A 1,269-nucleotide genomic window follows, 5' to 3' on the forward strand; every position below is an offset into this window, starting at 1 on the left:
CCGCCCACGGCGCCCACGCGCAGACCGCCCACGATCCACACCCCTCCTGAAAGGAGGGGTGGTCGGGTCAGTGCACCCAAAGGACTAGAAATGACTGATCTTTATTCCGCCGCCGATTGGCGCAAGCTAGCAGGCACCCGCCAGGGCGTCATCAACAAACTGGACAAGAAGGTCCGCCGGCTCGAAGCAGAGGTAACCGCGCTCAACATCTCACTGGACGCAAAGAGTGCCCGCCTTGCCCTCTACGACATGAGGGAAGCCGCATGAAACTCAACCGCGACGACCTGCTCAACCTCTGCGAAATCTACAAAGCGAAAGCCCTCGAAGAACACGAACTGTTCCGAAAATGGCGGGACAGAGCACTAGAGGCAGAGGCCCGGCTCGCCATCTACGAGGGAGCGCCGGAATGACCCGCACCCCCGAAAGCTACGAAAGCGAAATCCGGTACCTGAGGGAAATGTGCCTACGGATGAATCAAAGGCTGCAAGCACTCACCAACACTCCGGAAACCCACACGGGCCGCGGACTCCACAACGACAGAACCGGCGACACCGCCGCGCGCAACGCAGACCGACAGCGACAGACAAGGAACCGAACCAATGGCCTATGACCCCTACACAGCTGCCGCCACCGATGCATGGGGCTGGCCCGCACAGGTGGCTTTGTGGCGTGAACGCGCACTGCATAGCGCCGAACGCGCCGAGTTCTACAAGCGCCTGGTTGAAGCGGAACGCCACGGCAAAACCATTACCCCCAGCGGCAAAGAGCCCGCAGCACTGAACGAAGGACGCTAACGATGGGCAAGATAAACAACCTCAACGATGGTGACATCTCGGACATTTTGCGCCGGATCCGCAACCTCGAAACCGCATCCCCTATGAACAACGCAGCCATCGGACGTGACGGGCTCCTCGTATACGGCGGTGGGGTKATCACGATCGAAGATCAAGGCGGCCTGATGGTCAGCGGGTCGATCGAGGTTATCGGCAACCTGATCGCCTCCGGGATTATCAACTTCACCGGCACGCTGACCCAGACCGGGCCGACCACGTTCACCGGAGACACCAAGCTCAACGGGCCAACGCACATCAACGGCGCCACGGATATCAAGGGCACCCTGTCGGTTGAAAACGTGACAACCCTCAAGTCGGACCTGAACGTCACTACCGGCAAGGTCAAGGTTGGCTCAGCAATGACCCTGGACCCGTCCGTCTCAGCCGGGGCCCTGGTGTTCTCCAACGGCGCCCAGGTCTTCACCGACGCCACAAC

4 protein-coding genes are annotated in these 1,269 nt (G+C 60.6%); all 4 read left to right on the forward strand.

The window, feature by feature from the left end:
- Positions 1 to 90 precede the first annotated feature (90 nt).
- Positions 91 to 267 (forward strand): hypothetical protein, encoded by a 177-nt coding sequence (locus AC1DEY_RS23515; RefSeq protein WP_476870102.1) that lies wholly within the window; start codon positions 91 to 93, stop codon positions 265 to 267.
- The gene (locus AC1DEY_RS23520) at positions 264 to 410 is read left to right on the forward strand and encodes a hypothetical protein (RefSeq protein ID WP_476870103.1); all 147 of its coding nucleotides are present in this window, start codon (positions 264 to 266) and stop codon (positions 408 to 410) included. Before AC1DEY_RS23515 ends, AC1DEY_RS23520 begins: the two co-directional genes overlap by 4 nt.
- Before the next feature lie 189 nt (positions 411 to 599).
- Positions 600 to 794, forward strand: coding sequence for a hypothetical protein (locus tag AC1DEY_RS23525; RefSeq protein WP_476870104.1), 195 nt, complete (start codon positions 600 to 602; stop codon positions 792 to 794).
- A gap of 2 nt (positions 795 to 796) precedes the next feature.
- On the forward strand, positions 797 to 1,269 hold a 473-nt coding region (locus tag AC1DEY_RS23530), incomplete at its 3' end, for a hypothetical protein (RefSeq protein ID WP_476870105.1).

This window comes from Arthrobacter sp. 05T47, from assembly GCF_056395825.1.